General features: G+C 60.3%; 11 protein-coding genes. 8 read left to right on the forward strand and 3 right to left on the reverse strand.

Annotation, left to right across the window (positions count from 1 at the left end; all coding sequences use genetic code 11):
• The first annotated feature begins 18 nt into the window (after positions 1-18).
• From V6Z53_RS12410 to V6Z53_RS12420, 3 genes are all read left to right on the forward strand, one after another.
• Positions 19-852: an alpha/beta fold hydrolase gene (locus tag V6Z53_RS12410; RefSeq protein WP_338585795.1), complete on the forward strand. Its 834-nt coding sequence runs from the start codon at positions 19-21 to the stop codon at positions 850-852.
• A gap of 48 nt (positions 853-900) precedes the next feature.
• Entirely contained in the window at positions 901-1,338 is a 438-nt protein-coding gene (locus tag V6Z53_RS12415; RefSeq protein ID WP_338585796.1) for a thioesterase family protein, read from the forward strand.
• A 154-nt stretch (positions 1,339-1,492) separates the two neighbouring features.
• Positions 1,493-2,452 carry a tRNA-dihydrouridine synthase gene (locus V6Z53_RS12420; protein ID WP_338585797.1) on the forward strand — a complete coding sequence of 320 codons (960 nt, stop codon included), beginning with the start codon at positions 1,493-1,495 and terminating at the stop codon, positions 2,450-2,452.
• A gap of 71 nt (positions 2,453-2,523) precedes the next feature.
• Here the strand turns inward: V6Z53_RS12420 and V6Z53_RS12425 are convergent, their stop codons facing one another.
• The 3 genes from V6Z53_RS12425 to V6Z53_RS12435 all read right to left on the reverse strand — a co-directional run bounded on the left by V6Z53_RS12425 (position 2,524) and on the right by V6Z53_RS12435 (position 9,377).
• Positions 2,524-4,800, reverse strand: coding sequence for a nitric-oxide reductase large subunit (locus tag V6Z53_RS12425; RefSeq protein WP_338585798.1), 2,277 nt, complete (start codon positions 4,798-4,800; stop codon positions 2,524-2,526).
• A gap of 341 nt (positions 4,801-5,141) precedes the next feature.
• Positions 5,142-8,420, reverse strand: coding sequence for a PAS domain S-box protein (locus V6Z53_RS12430; protein WP_338585799.1), 3,279 nt, complete (start codon positions 8,418-8,420; stop codon positions 5,142-5,144).
• A gap of 66 nt (positions 8,421-8,486) precedes the next feature.
• On the reverse strand, positions 8,487-9,377 hold the full coding sequence (locus V6Z53_RS12435) for a LysR family transcriptional regulator (protein WP_338585800.1): 891 nt from the start codon (positions 9,375-9,377) through the stop codon (positions 8,487-8,489).
• 147 nt (positions 9,378-9,524) lie between these two features.
• On the opposite strand from V6Z53_RS12435, the gene leuC reads away from it, so the two are divergent.
• The 5 genes from leuC (at position 9,525) to asd (ending at position 14,859) form a co-directional block, all read left to right on the forward strand.
• Entirely contained in the window at positions 9,525-10,955 is a 1,431-nt protein-coding gene (gene leuC / locus V6Z53_RS12440; RefSeq protein ID WP_338585801.1) for a 3-isopropylmalate dehydratase large subunit, read from the forward strand.
• A gap of 2 nt (positions 10,956-10,957) precedes the next feature.
• Complete coding sequence (gene leuD, locus V6Z53_RS12445; protein WP_338585802.1) at positions 10,958-11,602, forward strand: 3-isopropylmalate dehydratase small subunit; 645 nt, start codon at positions 10,958-10,960, stop codon at positions 11,600-11,602.
• Between the two features lie 158 nt (positions 11,603-11,760).
• On the forward strand, positions 11,761-12,528 hold the full coding sequence (locus V6Z53_RS12450) for a class I SAM-dependent methyltransferase (RefSeq protein WP_338585804.1): 768 nt from the start codon (positions 11,761-11,763) through the stop codon (positions 12,526-12,528).
• Between the two features lie 69 nt (positions 12,529-12,597).
• Positions 12,598-13,680 (forward strand): 3-isopropylmalate dehydrogenase, encoded by a 1,083-nt coding sequence (gene leuB, locus V6Z53_RS12455; RefSeq protein WP_338585805.1) that lies wholly within the window; start codon positions 12,598-12,600, stop codon positions 13,678-13,680.
• A 66-nt stretch (positions 13,681-13,746) separates the two neighbouring features.
• Complete coding sequence (gene asd, locus V6Z53_RS12460; protein WP_338585806.1) at positions 13,747-14,859, forward strand: aspartate-semialdehyde dehydrogenase; 1,113 nt, start codon at positions 13,747-13,749, stop codon at positions 14,857-14,859.
• Positions 14,860-14,963 lie beyond the last annotated feature (104 nt).

The following is a 14,963-nucleotide window of genomic DNA, read 5'->3' on the forward strand; positions in this document are numbered from 1 at the left end:
CAGCCTGAGGATAGAGCGATGAGCACGTTGAAGTGGGTTCGTGGCGTTAATGGCACCTTGGGTTGGTTTGCTCCGAAGCTGGTGGCGAGCAAAATGCGCGTGGCATTCATGACACCGCGAAATTTCCAGCCGGGTGATTGGGAATTGCCGCTGCTGGCCAAATCCGAACGGATCACTCTGCGCTTTGGTCTTTCGGCATTGCGTTGGGGACAGGGACCGACGGTGCTGCTGATGCACGGTTGGGAAGGCCGGCCAACGCAGTTTGCCAACCTCATCACCGCGTTGGTCGATGCCGGTTACACCGTGGTTGCCCTCGACGGTCCGGCACACGGTCGTTCGCCGGGCACCGAGGCGAATGTCGTGTTGTTCGCCCGAGCCATGCTCGAAGCCGCCGCTGAATTGCCGCCGCTGCAAGCGGTCATCGGTCACTCCATGGGCGGTGCCAGTGCCATGCTGGCCGTGCAGTTGGGCTTGCGCACGGAAACGTTGGTCAGCATCGCCGCGCCAGCGCGAATCCTCGGCGTATTGCGTGGTTTCGCCCGGTATGTGCGATTGCCGCCGAAAGCCCGCTCGGCCTTCATTCGTCAGGTCGAGAAAGACGTGGGCATGCGTGCTGCCACGCTGGATGTCGCGCACTATCAACTCGATATGCCGGGCCTGATCGTGCATGCCGAGGACGACAACTTTGTCTCGGTCAAGGAATCGCAACTGATCCACGAAGCCTGGTTCGACAGCCGTCTGTTGCGCCTGGAAGAGGGCGGTCATCAGCGGGTGTTGGCTGACCCCCGGGTGATTGATGGCGTGTTATCACTGCTGGCCGGCCGCAGCCTGCAATCGCGCCAATCGGCCTGAGCATCCGTTACACTGCCCCGGTCGAAATTATCTGACCGGGAGTGGGGCATGGGCTGGGATCGGGCAACGCCGTTTATCATTGATCTGCAAGTGGGTGCCGAAGACATCGACGGGCTAGGCCACGCCAATAATGCGGTGTACGTGACCTGGCTCGAACGTTGTGCCTGGCGCCATTCCCAGCGCCTTGGCCTGGACTTGGTCGAATACCGTCGGCTGGACCGGGCGATGGCGGTGGTGCGGCATGAGATCGATTACCTGGCCGCAGCCTATGAAGGCGATGAGTTGCAATTGGCGACCTGGATCGTCGATTGGGACCAGCGCCTGAAAATGACCCGGCACTTCCAGTTGAAGCGCCCGAGTGACAATTCGACGTTGCTGCGCGCGCAAACCACATTCGTTTGCATAGAGCTGTCCAGCGGCAAGCCCAAGCGCATGCCGACCGAATTCATCGAAGGCTACGGCCCCGCGTTGCAAACTCCGGCCTGACACAATTTGTGTAAGAGCTGCCGAAGGCTGCGATCTTTTGATCTTCAAAAAGCAAAATCAAAAGATCGCAGCCTTCGGCAGCTCCTACAGGGTTTACCTTTTCAAGAGTGAAAACCAGTAAACTGCCGCACGTTTTTCGTTGAGTGTGTTTTTCATGCAAATTGCTTTGGCGCCCATGGAGGGGTTGGTCGACGACATCCTGCGCGACGTGCTGACCCGAGTGGGCGGCATCGATTGGTGTGTGACCGAGTTCATTCGAGTCAATGACCAGTTGCTCACGCCGGCCTATTTCCACAAGTTCGGCCCCGAGTTGCTCAACGGTGCCCGCACCGCGTCCGGTGTACCGCTGCGCGTGCAGTTGCTGGGTTCCGATCCGGTGTGCCTGGCGGAGAACGCTGCTCTGGCCTGCGAGTTGGGCTCGGAAGTGATCGACCTGAATTTCGGTTGCCCGGCCAAGACCGTGAATAAATCCCGTGGCGGCGCAGTTCTGCTGAAAGAACCTGAACTGCTGAACCAGATCGTCGAGCACGTCCGTCGCGCCGTTCCGGCGCACATTCCCGTCACCGCCAAGATGCGCCTGGGCTTCGACAGTCCCGACGGTTCGCTGGTGTGCGCCACGGCTTTGGCCGAAGGCGGCGCTGAACACATCGTGGTTCATGCGCGAACCAAGGTCGATGGCTACAAACCGCCGGCGCATTGGGAATGGATTCCGCGAGTGCAAGAGGTGGTCAAGGTGCCGGTGTTCGCCAATGGTGATATCTGGAGCGTCGAAGATTGGCGTCGTTGTCGCGAAATCAGCGGCGTTGAAGACATCATGCTCGGTCGCGGCCTGGTTTCGCGCCCCGATCTGGCGAAGCAAATCGCCGCCGCGCGGGCCGGTGAAGAGGTTGTGGAAATGACCTGGGCCGAGCTGCTGCCGCTGATCCAGGACTTCTGGCTGCAAGCCAAGGCGCAGATGACGGCGCGCCAATCGCCGGGCCGCTTGAAGCAATGGCTGGCGATGCTGACCCGCAATTATCCCGAGGCCGTGGAGTTGTTCACCGTCCTGCGGCGCGAGACTGAACTGGACAACGTCTCGCGTTTGCTGGGGTTGCCGGTGGCGGAAGCGGCCTGAAAAATCTCTGAGTAATCTCTTCCAGAGCAATCAAGAAGGGCGCCAATGGCGCCCTTTTTTGTGTCTGCGATTCAACGTTGACCGGTGAACGTCGCTGATTCAATTGCACGGGGATGCCGGGACGAAAACAGTAAGCCGCCAGCAATCTGCCAGATCACCGCAAACGCGCCGACCAGGAACACAATGTCGCCGAACGTGCGCACCCAGCGCAGGGTTTGCAGCAGGTCTTGCTGCATGAACGCTTCGCTGCGGGCGTACCACAGGCCTTGGCTGGCACTGGCGTAAAACTGCAGGATGCCAATCGGCAACAGGCTGGTGACGATCATCAGCATCAGGCCGCCGTTGAGCCACCAGAATCCGGTGTTCATCAGTCGGTCGTTGAACTGCAGATTCGGTCGCAGGTAACGCAGGATCAGCAAGCTGAAGCCCAGCGCCAGGGAGCCATAAACCCCGAACAGCGCCGCGTGTGCATGCAAGGGCGTGGTGTTCAGGCCCTGAATGTAATACAGCGCGATCGGTGGGTTGATCAGGAAGCCGAATACCCCGGCGCCTAGCATGTTCCAGAACGCGGTGGCGATGAAAAACTGCAACGGCCAACGCAGCCGTGCCATCCACGGTGCACGCTCCTTCAGGCGCCAGTTTTCCCAGGCTTCATAGCCGAGCAAAATCAGCGGCACCACTTCCAGGGCGCTGAAGGTCGCGCCGACAGCCATCACCGGCGTGGTGGTTCCGGCGAAGTAGATGTGGTGGAACGTGCCGGGTACGCCGCCGAGCATGAACAGCGAAGCCGAGCCGAGTGTAGCGGTGGTCGCGAGGCGTTTGGAGGCCAGCCCCATGCTGGTGAAAATGAAAGCCAGGGCAGTGGTGGCGAACACTTCGAAGAAACCTTCGACCCACAGATGCACGACCCACCAGCGCCAGTACTCCATCACCGACAGGTTGGTGCGCTCGCCATAAAACAGGCCGGCACCGTAGAACAGACCGATGGCGATGACCGACGCGGCCAGCAAGGCCAGCAGGTTTTTGTCGCCGGGCTGGCGCAAGGCCGGGACCATCGCGCGCAGCATCAACACCAGCCAGAACACGATCCCGGCAAACTTGGCGATTTGCCACAGACGACCGAGGTCAACGTATTCGTAACCCTGATGGCCGAGCCAGAAGCTCCATTGCGCCGGCATCAATTGAGCGATGGCGAGGAAGTTGCCGGCATACGAGCCGACCACCACCAGCACCAGCGCCCAGAACAGCACATCCACGCCAAGCTTCTGCCACTTCGGGTCTTTGCCACCGTTGATAAACGGTGCCAGAAACAGCCCCGCCGCGAGGAACCCGGTAGCGATCCAGAACATCGCACTCTGCAAATGCCAGGTTCGGGTCAGCGAGTAGGGGAACCACTTCGACAGCGGCACACCATAAAAATCCTGGCCCTCGACCGTGTAGTGCGCGGTCAGGCCGCCCATCAGCACCTGGAAGCCGAACAGTGCACCGACCAGCAACAGGTATTTGCCCAGGGCCTTTTGCGAAGGCGTGAGTTTGATCAGGCTCAACGGGTCCTGTGCTGGAACCTTGGGTTCGCCTTCCTCGTGATTGCGCAGGAACGCCCAGCCCCAGACCAGAAAACCAATACCCGCCAACAGCACGACGATGCTGACGATCGACCAGACCATGTTTTCGGCGGTCGGGTGATTGTCGATCAACGGTTCGTGGGGCCAGTTGTTGGTGAATGTCGCGCTCTGGCCATCGCGCTCGGTGGCGGCGGCCCACGCAGTCCAGAAGAAAAACTGCGTCAACTGCTGGCGTCGGGCGGCGTCGGGCAGGGTGTTTTCTTTCATGGCAAAGCTTTCGCGGCTGTGATGCAGCGAAGGATCGTCGCCGAACAGATCGTGGTAATACGCGGCAGTTTGCGCGATGGCCTGGACACGGCGATCACTGAGGATCAGCGTGCCGTCGACCAGTCGATTGCCGCGGTACTCGCGTTTGAGTTGATGGCGCAGCAAGGCCTGCTGGTCGTCATCGATATCCTGATAAGCCTTGGCGTAATTCTGCTGCGCCGCCAGCTCCAGCCAGGCGAGCAATTCGCGGTGCAGCCAGTCGGCGGTCCAGTCCGGTGCCTGATAGGCGCCGTGGCCCCAGATCGAGCCCAGCTGCATGCCACCGATGCTTTGCCACGCGGTTTGGCCATCAAGAATATCGTCGGCGCGGAAAAGGGTTTTGCCCTCGACGCTTTGCACCTGATCGGGAATCGGCGGTGCCTGTCGATAGATCTCGTGACCGAACCAGCCGAGCAGGCAGAAGGTCACGCCGAGGACGCCAATCAGCGACCACCATAATTTGCGGTATTCACCCATGGATCACCTTAATGTCAAAAAAAAGCGCCCGCATAACGAGTATGCGGGCGCAGAAAACCCGGCCGTGTGATCGGGAAGAGACGCCGGGGTGTTGCCAGGGAAAATGATCGGTTGTCGCGATCATTGACTAGCGGGGGCGAGACGTTTGTTCGCCATGGGATGAATGTACGGTGCACCCGATACTGCGTCACTCCTACACAGGGTCAGTGACTTCATGTATGGGTTTTAATGATTCATACGAAGGTATGAAGAAGTGTGAGGTCCGTAGGAGCAAGGCTTGCCCGCGATGGCGTTCTCGAAATCGCTATCGCGGGCAAGCCTTGCTCCTACAAAAAAACGCATCACCTGAGCAATTTTTGAAACTCTTCCACCGGCAACGGCTGGCTGTGCAGATAGCCCTGATAAAAGTGACAACCCAGCCCCTGCAAAAACTCCAGCTGCTCCGGCGTCTCCACGCCTTCGGCAATCACTTTCAGTTCCAGGCTGCGGGCCATGGCGACGATGGCGCGGATGATCTCGGCGTCGTTGGGGTCGGTGGTGGCGTCGCGGATGAACGACTGGTCGATTTTCAGGGTGTCGACCGGCAGACGCTTGAGGTAAGTCAGCGATGAATAACCGGTGCCGAAGTCGTCCATGGCGAAACTGACGCCGAGCTTTTTCAGGCGACGCATTTTGCTGATGGTGTCTTCCAGGTTCTGGATGACGATGCCTTCGGTGATTTCCAGTTTCAGCAGTGAGCAGGGCAAGCCGTAGCTGGCGAGGCTTTCCTCGATGCGCTCGACGAAGTCGTTCTGGCGGAACTGCCGTGGGCTGATGTTCACGCACAGGCTGAAATCGAGTGGGTCCACCAGACCGTTGGCAATCATCAGGTGGCAGGCCTGGCACGCTTCGTCGAGAATCCAGGTGCCGACCTCCAGGATCAGGCCACTGTCTTCCAGTACCTTGATGAACTCGGTGGGCGATTGCGCGCCGAGCTCCGGATGGTTCCAGCGCACCAGCGCTTCGGCGCCGACGATGCGGTTATCCCGGGCATCGAGTTGCGGTTGGTAATGCACACGGAATTCGCCACGGGACAGGGCCAGGCGCAGATCGGTTTCCATGCGCAGGCGCTCGCTCGCGGCTTTCTGCATGGTGTTGTGGTACATCTGCGCGGTATTGCGCCCCGAATCCTTGGCGCGATACAGGGCAATATCCGCCCGCTTGAGCAGGTCGGTGGGAGTGGAGCCGTGATCGGGAATCAGCGCGATGCCGATACTCGGCGTCACTTGCAGGCGCTGACCGTCGAGGAACATCGGCTCGGACAGCAATTCGCGCAAGGTATCGGCCAGTTGCCGCACTTGGGCGCTGACGTCGTTGCGCGAACCTTCAAGACCGCTGAGCAGCACCACGAACTCATCGCCGCCAAGGCGCGCGACGGTGTCTTCCATGCGCACGCTGGCTTCCAGGCGTGCAGTGATGATTTTCAGCACCGTGTCGCCCACCGGATGGCCGAGGGAATCATTGATGTGCTTGAAGTGGTCGAGGTCGAGGAACATCAGCGCGCCGCGCAGGTTGTGTCGCTTGAGCAGGGCAATTTGCTGGCTCAGGCGATCCATCAGCAGGGCGCGGTTGGGCAGGTTGGTCAGAGGGTCGTGGTAGGCGAGGTGGCGGATCTGCGCCTCGGCGTTTTTCAACAGGCTGACGTCCCGCGCAGTCAGCAGCAGACACGCGGTTTCGTTGAGGGTGATCGGTTCCACCGAGACTTCGACGGTCAGCAACTCGCCGCGCTTGTTGCGCCCGAGCATTTCCTGATGATGAACCCGACCCTTGATCTGCAGCTCGGCCAACAGCGCCGAGCGTTGCTTCTCTTCAGCCCAGATGCCGACTTGATAAACCGTGCGGCCGATGACTTCATCGGCACGATAGCCGGTCAAGCGGCAGAAACCGTCGTTGACCTCCAGATAGCGCCCGGTATCGCGTTCGGTGATGGTGATGGCGTCGGGGCTGGAGTGGAACGCCTTGGCGAATTTCTCTTCGCTGGCCTTCAGTGCCGCTTCCGAGCGCTGTTGTTGGGTGATGTCGCGCAGGGTGGTGACGATGCACGGCTGGTCGCCGACGCTGATCTGTCGGCTGGAAATCACGCAGGTCAGGGATTGCCCGTCCTTGTGCTGGACGAGAATCGCTACGTTATTGAGGCCTTGTTCGCGGATCACTTGTTCGATTCGCTGCAGGCTTTTCGCCGAGGCGTCCCACAGGCCGATTTCGTCGGCGCTGCGACCGATCACGTCGGCGGCGCTCCAGCCGAAGGTTTGGGTGAAACTGGAGTTGATCTCGATGAACTGGCCGGTGTCCTGGCGGGTCACGCAGATCGGGTCCGGGCTGACCTGGAACAGCGTGGCGAATTTCTCTTCGGAGGCCACCAGCCTCTGTTCGCGTTCGACCTGGTCGGTGATGTCGAGCAAGGTGCCGGCCATGCGCAGCGGCAGGCCGTTTTCATCGCGATAGAGCCGGGCGCGGCTTTCCAGATAGCGCGAGCTGCCGTCCGGCAATTGCACGCGATAGGTCAGTTGATAGTTGCCGGCCGGACCTTCGCGCAGGCTGCGGTAGGCGTCACGCATGGTGTCGCGTTCTTCGCCGGGCACGCCTTCGAAGAACTCGTCGAAAGATTCATGGAATGGCTTGGCTTCCAGGCCGTGCAACTGCGCTGCGCGAGCCGAGCCGTAGAGCATGCCGCTGGGGATGTGCCAATCCCAGGTGCCCAGTTGCGCTGAATCGAGCGCCAGATCAAGGCGTTCCTGGCTGTCCTTCAAGGCGTGCTCGGCGGCTTTGCGTTCAGTGGTGTCGAGGAACGTGCTCAGCAGATACGGCTGACCTTCGAGTTCAACCTTTTGCGCGCTGAGGATGCCGTCATGAATCTGCCCGTTGCTGGCGCGAAACTGCACCTCCATGCTGGTCAACTCACCCTTGGCCTTGGTCGCCGTGACCAATTGCGCCCGTTGCTCGGGGTGCACCCATAAGCCCAATTCCAGGGTGGTGCGGCCAATCGCGTCCTGCACCGGCCAACCGAACAGGCTTTCGAAATACTGGTTGGCTTCGGTGATCAGGCCGTCTTCCTGGCGAGTCAACAGGACCATGTTAGGGCACAGGTGAAACAGCGTGGCGAAGCGTTTTTCCGAGCTGCTTAGCGCCTGTTCGCGCTGGCGCTGGTGGGTGATCTCGCGGATCACGCCGATCATCCGGGGCCGACCGTCTTTGTCCGGCAGCAGGCTGCCGTTGATCTCCAGCCAATGCAGGCTGCCGTCGGGCCAGCGAATGCGGTGGTGCATCGCATGCTCCAGCGGTGCGCCGGCGATCACCGCGTGGAAGGCGCGGACAGTTTTCGCCCGGTCTTCGGGTGGCAGCAAATCGAGGTATTCCAGATCCGCCGGCAATGGCTGCCGGGGATCGAAGCCGAACAGTGCCTGCGTACCCCGCGACCAACTGATCTGCCCGCGCTCGATGTCCCAATACCAGGCGCCCAAACGTGCGCCGTTCAGGGCTGCCAGCAATTGTGGGGCACTTTCCCAGCTCTGCTCGGAGCGTTTGGGGTCAAGTGCCTGGATGCGCGGCATCGGCGGAATACGGTCAACAGATTTCGGCATTGGCAAGCCTTAGGCTGAATTGGGTATTTGTGACAGGTTTTCGCGGCTCTATAGGAGTAGCACAAGTTAGCCTTGAGTCCCTGGCAGATCGATTTGAGCGTCCAGCAAGGCCATGAAGGCCCGTGCGGCATTCGACAGCGTCCGTTCCGTGTGCAGGATATAGCCTAGCTGGCGAGACAGTTGTATGCCCGGCAAAGGTATTCGCGCAACTTGATCGTCAAGCATGGTGCGCGGTAGCACGCTCCAGGCCAGGCCAATCGACACCATCATCTTGATGGTTTCCAGGTAATTGGTGCTCATGGCGATGTTCGGCGTCAGGCCCTGGGCCTCAAACAGGCGCTGGACGATGTGGTGGGTAAAGGTGTTGCCACCGGGGAACACCGCCGGGTGGCGGGCGATGTCCGCGAGGCTGACCTTGCCGTTATTGAGCAGCGAATGCTCCGGGGCGACCACGAAATCCAGCGGGTCGTCCCACACCGGCGTGGCCTTGACCAAGGCGTGGGGCTCCGGCGCGAGGGTAATCACCGCCAGTTCCGCGCGGCCATGGAGGATTTCTTCGTAGGCCACTTCCGAATCGAGAAACTGAATATCCAGCGCGACCTCGGGATAACGTCGAGTGAACTCCCTTAATAAGGGCGGCAAACGGTGCAGGCCGATGTGGTGACTGGTGGCCAGGGTCAGACGACCGGTCACCTCGCCGGTGAGGTTGGTCAAGGCGCGGCGCGTATCATCAAGGACATTCAGAATCTGGTAGGCCCGCGGCAGCAGGGCGCGACCGGCCTCGGTCAGTCCGACTTCGCGGCCCAATCGATCAAACAGTCGTACCTTCAATTGCTGCTCCAGCCCGGCGATGCGCTTGCTGATCGCCGGCTGTGTCAGGTGCAGCCGTTCGCCCGCACCGGAGAAACTTCCGGTCTCGGCGATGGCAATAAAGGCATTCAGGTTGGCCAGGTCCATGGTCGTATTCCAGTTGGTTATCCAAAGCATAAAAAATATGAATTTGAGTTATTTAATGTAACCCCATAGGATCAGCCTCACAAGCCAAAGGGTTATTGAGTTACTCAAGATCCAGGGCATAGAAACAAGCTGATGAGGAACCGTCTGATGGCCGGCAAAACGCTCTACGACAAGCTCTGGGATTCGCATTTGGTCAAGCAGCGCGACGATGGCTCTGCGCTGATCTACATCGATCGTCACATCATCCACGAAGTGACCTCGCCGCAAGCCTTCGAAGGCCTGCGTCTGGCCGGGCGCAAGCCTTGGCGCATCGATGCCAACATCGCGACCCCGGACCACAACGTACCGACCACCCCTGAGCGCAAGGGCGGCATAGAAGCCATTGCCGATCAGGTCTCGCGTTTGCAAGTCCAGACCCTCGACGACAACTGCGATGAATACGGCATCGTCGAGTTCAAGATGAACGATATCCGCCAAGGCATCGTCCACGTCATCGGCCCGGAGCAGGGCGCTACCTTGCCGGGCATGACCGTGGTCTGCGGCGACTCCCATACCTCGACCCACGGCGCATTCGGCGCTCTGGCTCACGGTATCGGCACTTCCGAGGTCGAGCACGTGCTCGCCACTCAGTGCCTGGTCGCCAAGAAAATGAAAAACATGCTGGTGTCGGTCGAGGGCAAATTGCCGTTCGGCGTGACCGCCAAGGACATCGTCCTCGCGGTGATCGGCAAGATCGGCACCGCCGGCGGTAACGGCCACGCCATCGAATTCGCCGGCAGCGCGATTCGCGACCTGTCCGTTGAAGGCCGCATGACCATCTGCAACATGTCCATCGAGGCCGGCGCTCGCGTAGGTCTGGTGGCGGCTGACGAAAAAACCGTGGCCTACGTGAAGGGCCGTCCATTTGCTCCCAAAGGCGCGGAATGGGACTTGGCCGTCGAAGCCTGGAAAGACCTGGTGTCCGATGCCGATGCGAAGTTCGACACCATCGTCGAGCTCGACGCGACCCAGATCAAGCCGCAAGTCAGCTGGGGCACTTCGCCTGAAATGGTATTGGCTGTGGATCAGAACGTGCCGGATCCTGCGAAGGAAATGGACCTGGTCAAGCGCGGTTCCATCGAGCGTGCCTTGAAATACATGGGTTTGACCGCCAATCAGGCGATCACCGACATTCAGCTGGATCGCGTGTTCATCGGCTCTTGCACCAACTCGCGGATCGAAGATTTGCGCGCTGCGGCAGTGATCGCCAAGGGCCGCAAAGTGGCTTCGACCATCAAGCAGGCCATCGTGGTGCCGGGCTCGGGTCTGGTGAAGGCGCAGGCTGAATCGGAAGGCCTGGACAAGATTTTCCTCGAGGCCGGTTTCGAATGGCGCGAGCCAGGTTGCTCGATGTGCCTGGCGATGAACCCGGACCGCTTGGAGTCGGGCGAGCATTGCGCCTCGACGTCCAACCGTAACTTCGAAGGCCGTCAGGGCGCCGGTGGTCGTACTCACCTCGTCAGCCCGGCCATGGCCGCCGCCGCCGCTGTGAACGGTCGTTTCGTCGACGTCCGTGAATTGATCCAGGGAGCGCAGTAAGCATGAGAGCATTTACCCAACATACTGGACTTGTCGCGCCTTTGGATCGTGCCAACGTCGACACCGATCAGATCATTCCGAAGCAGTTCTTGAAGTCGATCAAGCGCACCGGTTTCGGTCCGAACCTGTTCGATGAATGGCGCTACCTTGATGTGGGGCAGCCGTACCAGGACAACTCCAAGCGTCCGTTGAACAAGGATTTCGTCCTCAACGCCGAGCGTTATCAAGGCGCCAGCGTGTTGCTGGCCCGCGAGAACTTCGGTTGCGGCTCCAGCCGTGAGCACGCGCCATGGGCGCTGGAAGAATACGGTTTCCGCAGCATCATCGCGCCGAGCTACGCCGACATCTTCTTCAACAACAGCTTCAAGAACGGCTTGCTGCCGATCATCTTGAGCGACGCTGAAGTCGATGAGCTGTTCGAGCAGGTTGAAGCCGATCCGGGCTATCAATTGCAGGTTGATCTGCAAGCCCAGACCGTGACCCGTCCGGACGGCAAGGTGTTGGACTTTGAAATCGATGCTTTCCGCAAACACTGCTTGCTCAACGGTCTGGACGATATCGGCCTGACCTTGCAGGACGGCGATGCGATTGCGACGTTTGAAGCCAAGCACCGTGCGAGCCAGCCGTGGTTGTTTCGCGACGCTTGATTGATCCGAGATTTATGTAGGTAGGGCCGGCCTCTTCGCGAGCAAGCCCGCTCCCACATTGGATTTGTGGTGTTTACAAAACCCCTGTGGGAGCGGGCTTGCTCGCGAAGACGGCAGCTCAGGCGACACAAGGCTAAACCCCAAAAAAGGAAGTCCCCATGACCAGCACTGCCCAGCACACCCAGGTAGTTCAGAAGCAATTCGGTGAACAGGCTTCGGCCTATCTGAGCAGCGCCGTACACGCTCAAGGCACCGAATTCGCGCTGCTACAGGCCGAGTTGGCGGGGCAGGGCGAGGCCAGGGTTCTGGACTTGGGCTGTGGCGCCGGCCACGTGAGTTTTCACGTCGCCTCGTTGGTGAAAGAAGTGGTGGCCTATGACCTGTCGCAGCAAATGCTCGACGTGGTGACGGCTGCTGCTGTCGACCGTGGCTTGAGCAACGTGTCCACGGTCAACGGTGCCGCCGAGCGTCTGCCATTCGCCGACGGCGAGTTCGATTTCGTCTTCAGCCGTTATTCGGCGCATCACTGGAGCGATCTCGGCCTGGCCCTGCGCGAAGTACGCCGGGTGTTGAAGCCGGGTGGCGTGGCGGCGTTCATCGATGTGTTGTCACCGGGCAGCCCGTTGTTCGACACTTACCTGCAAAGCGTCGAAGTGCTGCGCGACACCAGCCATGTGCGCGATTATTCCGCCGGTGAGTGGTTGCGTCAGGTCAGCGAAGCGGGGTTGCATACCCGCAGTACCACGCGTCAGCGTCTGCGCCTGGAATACAACAGCTGGGTCGAACGCATGCGCACACCGCAAGTGATGCGTGCAGCGATCCGCGAACTGCAGCAATCGATGGGCAACGAAGTACGCGAATATTTTGAGATTGAGGCCGATGGTTCGTTCAGTACGGATGTACTCGTGCTGATGGCTGAACGATAAGCGCCGAACGATAAGCATTTTTCCGGGCGCGCCGGTCGATGGCGCACCGACTGAAGACATGAGGAAAGCATGAGCAAGCAGATTCTGATTCTCCCAGGTGACGGTATTGGCCCGGAAATCATGGCCGAAGCGGTCAAGGTGCTGGAGCTGGCCAACGACAAGTACAGCCTGGGCTTCGAGCTGAGCCACGACGTGATCGGCGGCGCCGCCATCGACAAGCACGGCGTGCCGCTGGCCGACGAAACCCTGGACCGTGCCCGCGCGGCCGATGCAGTGCTGCTGGGCGCCGTTGGCGGCCCGAAATGGGACGCCATCGAACGTGACATCCGCCCTGAGCGCGGCCTGCTGAAAGTTCGTGCGCAACTGGGCCTGTTCGGCAACCTGCGTCCGGCGATCCTCTACCCGCAGCTGGCCGAGGCTTCCAGCCTGAAAGCGGACATCGTTTCCGGCCTGGACATCCTGATCGTTCGCGAACTGACCGGCGGCATCTACTTCGGCGCGCCACGCGGCACCCGCACCCTGGAAAACGGCGAGCGTCAGTCCTACGACACCCTGCCGTACAGCGAAAGCGAAATCCGTCGCATCGCCCGTGTCGGTTTCGACATGGCGATGGTCCGTGGCAAGAAGCTGTGCTCGGTGGACAAGGCCAACGTGCTGGCGTCCAGCCAACTGTGGCGTGAAATCGTCGAAGAAGTGGCCAAGGATTACCCGCAAGTCGAACTGAGCCACATGTACGTCGACAACGCCGCGATGCAACTGGTGCGTGCACCGAAGCAGTTCGACGTGATCGTCACCGACAACATGTTCGGCGACATTCTGTCCGATCAGGCTTCGATGCTCACCGGTTCCATCGGTATGCTGCCTTCGGCGTCCCTGGACACCAACAACAAGGGCATGTACGAGCCGTGCCACGGTTCGGCGCCAGATATCGCCGGCAAAGGCATCGCCAACCCGCTGGCGACCATTTTGTCGGTGTCGATGATGTTGCGTTACAGCTTCAACCAGCAGGCCGCGGCCGATGCCATCGAAAAAGCCGTCAGCCTGGTGCTGGATCAGGGCTTGCGCACCGGTGACATCTGGTCGGCCGGTTGCACTAAAGTCGGTACGCAGGAAATGGGCGACGCAGTAGTCGCCGCGCTGCGGAATCTGTAATCTCTCGGGCCCGCTGCCAAATTCAAGATAAAGCAGCGGCCCACATTTCAAGAAGGTGTAGTTGCGATGAAACGTGTAGGTCTGATCGGTTGGCGCGGTATGGTCGGTTCCGTGCTCATGCAGCGGATGCTGGAAGAGCAGGATTTCGATCTTATCGAGCCGGTGTTTTTCACCACTTCCAATGTCGGTGGCCAAGGCCCGTCCGTGGGCAAGGACATTGCTCCGCTCAAGGACGCTTACAGCATTGAAGAGCTGAAAACCCTCGACGTGATTCTGACCTGCCAGGGTGGCGACTACACCAGCGAAGTGTTCCCCAAGCTGCGCGAAGCCGGCTGGCAGGGTTACTGGATCGACGCCGCTTCCAGCCTGCGCATGCAGGATGACGCGGTCATCGTTCTGGACCCGGTCAACCGCAAGGTTATCGACCAGCAACTGGACGCGGGCACCAAGAACTACATCGGCGGCAACTGCACCGTCAGCCTGATGCTGATGGGCCTGGGCGGTCTGTTCGAAGCCGGTCTGGTCGAGTGGATGAGCGCCATGACTTATCAGGCGGCCTCCGGTGCCGGCGCGCAGAACATGCGTGAATTGATCAAGCAAATGGGCGCGACCCACGCCGCTGTCGCCGATCAACTGGCCGACCCGGCCAGCGCGATCCTCGACATCGACCGTCGTGTGGCCGAAGCCATGCGCAGCGACGCGTACCCAACCGAAAACTTCGGCGTACCGCTGGCCGGCAGCCTGATCCCGTGGATCGACAAGGAACTGCCGAACGGTCAGAGCCGCGAAGAGTGGAAGGCCCAGGCCGAGACCAACAAGATCCTCGGTCGCTTCAAGAGTCCGATCCCGGTGGATGGCATCTGCGTGCGCATCGGCGCCATGCGCTGCCACAGCCAGGCGCTGACCATCAAGCTGAACAAAGACGTGCCAATGGCCGATATCGAAGGGCTGATCAGCCAGCACAACCCTTGGGTCAAGCTGGTGCCGAACAACCGCGATATCAGCATTCAGGAGCTGAGCCCGAACAAGGTCACCGGCACCCTGAACATTCCGGTCGGCCGTTTGCGCAAGCTGAACATGGGTTCGCAGTTCCTTGGCGCGTTCACCGTCGGCGACCAACTGCTGTGGGGCGCGGCCGAACCGCTGCGTCGAATGCTGCGGATCCTGCTTGAGCGTTGATCGATTGATGCAATGAAACAACCCGCGCCTTGAAAGAGGTGCGGGTTTTTTTATCCCTGAGGTTTCTCGGCTATCTGCTCTGGCCTCATCGCTGGCAAGCCAGC

The sequence above is a fragment of the Pseudomonas sp. MAG733B genome (assembly GCF_036884845.1).
Classification (GTDB): Bacteria; Pseudomonadota; Gammaproteobacteria; order Pseudomonadales; family Pseudomonadaceae; genus Aquipseudomonas.

Bases quoted from the DNA above. Each gene is read 5' to 3' on its own strand.
- leuD (WP_338585802.1), top strand. From the start codon at position 10,958: ATGAGAGCATTTACCCAACATACTGGACTTGTCGCGCCTTTGGATCGT.
- V6Z53_RS12435 (WP_338585800.1), bottom strand. From the start codon at position 9,377: ATGGACCTGGCCAACCTGAATGCCTTTATTGCCATCGCCGAGACCGGA.
- V6Z53_RS12450 (WP_338585804.1), top strand. From the start codon at position 11,761: ATGACCAGCACTGCCCAGCACACCCAGGTAGTTCAGAAGCAATTCGGT.
- V6Z53_RS12425 (WP_338585798.1), bottom strand. From the start codon at position 4,800: ATGGGTGAATACCGCAAATTATGGTGGTCGCTGATTGGCGTCCTCGGC.
- leuC (WP_338585801.1), top strand. From the start codon at position 9,525: ATGGCCGGCAAAACGCTCTACGACAAGCTCTGGGATTCGCATTTGGTC.
- V6Z53_RS12410 (WP_338585795.1), top strand. From the start codon at position 19: ATGAGCACGTTGAAGTGGGTTCGTGGCGTTAATGGCACCTTGGGTTGG.
- asd (WP_338585806.1), top strand. From the start codon at position 13,747: ATGAAACGTGTAGGTCTGATCGGTTGGCGCGGTATGGTCGGTTCCGTG.
- V6Z53_RS12420 (WP_338585797.1), top strand. From the start codon at position 1,493: ATGCAAATTGCTTTGGCGCCCATGGAGGGGTTGGTCGACGACATCCTG.
- leuB (WP_338585805.1), top strand. From the start codon at position 12,598: ATGAGCAAGCAGATTCTGATTCTCCCAGGTGACGGTATTGGCCCGGAA.
- V6Z53_RS12415 (WP_338585796.1), top strand. From the start codon at position 901: ATGGGCTGGGATCGGGCAACGCCGTTTATCATTGATCTGCAAGTGGGT.
- V6Z53_RS12430 (WP_338585799.1), bottom strand. From the start codon at position 8,420: ATGCCGAAATCTGTTGACCGTATTCCGCCGATGCCGCGCATCCAGGCA.